This window comes from Rhodoferax sp. UBA5149, from assembly GCF_002413825.1.
Taxonomy (GTDB): Bacteria; Pseudomonadota; Gammaproteobacteria; order Burkholderiales; family Burkholderiaceae_C; genus Rhodoferax.
The window spans coordinates 1-2571 of the sequence record NZ_DHXT01000011.1; the positions used below are offsets into that span (position 1 = coordinate 1).

Below are 2571 nucleotides of genomic sequence, written 5' to 3' on the forward strand. Positions count from 1 at the left end.
TGGTGCACCGAGAGTTGCACCGGCTGCTCAAACTCGCGCATCAGCGCCAGGCGCCGGTCCGACGCCACCACCACTTCAAAGGCGCCGGCCTCGCGGTGGCGGTAAGTGTCTTTGCCAACATGGTCGATGTCGAAGCGGTGATGGGCGTGTTTGACGACCGACACGCGCAGGCCCTTGAGCCGAAAGGCAGGTATCAGGCGCTCCACCAGCGTCGTCTTGCCGGAGCCGGAAAATCCGGCGAAACCGACCACCTTCATGGGCAATGCTGGGCAATGTAGGCTTTGACCGCATCGACATCGGCGGCCATGCGGGTCACGCGCTTGGGCAAAGCCTCAATGCCTTCAAATCTGGCCGGACGATCGGGCTCACGCCCGAGAGCTTCCACAATGGTGGCGGCAAACTTGATGGGCAAGGCAGTTTCCAGCACGATCATCGGCACGCCCGGCTGCAGGTGCTCGCGCGCCACCTTGACGCCGTCAGCGGTGTGCGTGTCAATCATCACGCCAAAGCGCTCAAAAGTAGCCTTGATGGTGGCCAGGCGGTCGGCGTGCGTGCTCTTGCCACTCTCAAAACCGTAGCGTATGGCGGCCTGCTTGAAAGCCGGGTCGGTGCCCAGATCAAATTGGCCGTCTTGGGCCAAGGCGTCGGCAAACAGTGACTTGACGCGCGCACCGTCGCGGCCCAGCAGATCAAACACAAAGCGCTCGAAGTTGGAGGCCTTGGAGATGTCCATCGACGGGCTGGAGGTCTCGTGCGTGTCGGCGCTAGCGCGCACGCGGTAGACGCCGGTGCGCAGAAACTCGTCCAGCACATCGTTCTCGTTGGTGGCCACCACCAGTTTGTCAATCGGAAGACCCATCATGCGCGCCACATGGCCGGCACAAATATTGCCGAAATTGCCCGACGGCACGGTGAAACTGACTTTTTCAGAGTTCGACTGTGTGGCCTGCAAATAACCGGCGAAATAGTAAACAACCTGCGCCATCAGACGCGCCCAGTTGATGGAGTTGACCGTGCCAATTTTGTACTTGCGTTTGAACTCAAGGTCGTTGGACACGGCTTTGACCATGTCCTGGCAGTCGTCAAACACACCGTCGACGGCGATGTTGTGAATGTTCTCGTCCATCAGGCTGAACATCTGCGCCTGCTGGAACGGGCTCATGCGCCCAAACGGGCTGGTCATGAAGACGCGCACGCCCTTTTTGCCGCGCATGGCGTACTCGGCCGCGCTGCCGGTGTCGCCGCTGGTGGCGCCCAGGATGTTGAGCTCTTCGCCACGGCGTGCCAGCTCGTACTCGAACAGGTTGCCCAGCAACTGCATGGCCATGTCCTTGAAGGCCAGCGTCGGGCCGTTGGACAGGGCTTCGAGGTACAGGCCCTCTTCCAGATGGCGCAGCGGCACGATTTCGCCGGTGCCAAACACCGCGGCAGTATAGGTTTTTTCGCACAGCGCGCGCAAGTCGTCGGCCGGAATGTCATCGATGTACAGCGACAGGACTTCAAACGCCAGCTCGGCGTAGCCCTGGGTGTGGTAAACGCTGCGCCAGCGCGTGAGCGTGGCATCGTCGATCTGCGGATAGCGCTCTGGCAAGTACAGACCGCCATCGGGCGCCAGGCCTTCCAGCAGGATTTCGCAAAAGCGTTTGCGGTCCGTCGAATCGTTGGCGGCAGCGCGGGTGGAGAGGTACTTCATCAGGCCAGCTCTTCCTTGCGGATGCGGGTGATGGGCTCCAGCACGGTGGGCAAGGCCTGCATTTGCGCGATGGCCGCGTTCATTTTGGCTTCGACACAGTCGTGCGTGAGAATGATCAGGTCAGTTTGCGGGATTTGCAGGTCGCCGCCCGTGCCGCGCTCACCGCCCACCTCGTCGGCTTCGCGCTGCAGCATCGCGTCAATGCTGATGCCGGCTTCGGCCAGAATGCCGGTCACCTTGGCCAGCACGCCGGTCTCATCCGCCACGCGCAAGCGCAGGTAATAGCTGGTCACCACCTCTCCCATGGGCAGTACCGGCAAATCGCTCTTGGCCTGATCCATGGTGTGAGGCTGGAAAGCCAGGTGCGGCACGCGACTGAGCGGATCAACCGTGTGCAGGCGGGTGATGTCCACCAGGTCGGCGATGACGGCGCTGGCGGTCGGCTCGGAGCCCGCGCCTTTGCCGTAGTAGAGCGTGGTACCGACCGCGTCGCCCTGCACCATGACCGCGTTCATCGCACCTTCCACGTTGGCGATCAGGCGCTTGGTCGGCACCAGGCTGGGGTGCACGCGCAACTCGATCCCCTTGGCCGTGCGTTTCGTGATGCCCAGCAACTTGATGCGGTAACCCAGTTGCTCGGCGTATTTGATGTCGGCCGCGCCGAGCTTCGTGATGCCTTCGACATAAGCCTTGTCGAACTGCACCGGAATGCCGAATGCGATGGCCGACATGATGGTGGCCTTGTGCGCGGCGTCCACGCCTTCGATGTCGAAGGTCGGGTCAGCCTCGGCGTAGCCCAGGCGCTGCGCTTGCCCGAGCGCGACGTCGAAATCCAGGCCCTTGTCGCGCATTTCGGACAGGATGAAGTTGGTCGTGCC

General features: G+C 62.2%; 3 protein-coding genes. All 3 read right to left on the minus strand.

Annotated elements, in window-relative coordinates:
* Window positions 1-257 (minus strand): molybdopterin-guanine dinucleotide biosynthesis protein B (gene mobB, locus B3V69_RS00605; protein WP_296442827.1); only part of this gene is annotated, 257 nt, incomplete at its 3' end.
* Window positions 254-1693, minus strand: a complete 1440-nt coding sequence (gene thrC, locus B3V69_RS00610) for a threonine synthase (RefSeq protein WP_296442829.1) — start codon at window positions 1691-1693, stop codon at window positions 254-256. The genes thrC and mobB, both read right to left, overlap by 4 nt.
* Window positions 1693-2571: homoserine dehydrogenase (locus tag B3V69_RS00615; protein ID WP_296442831.1), on the minus strand; the 879-nt coding region annotated here is incomplete at its 5' end. The genes B3V69_RS00615 and thrC, both read right to left, overlap by 1 nt.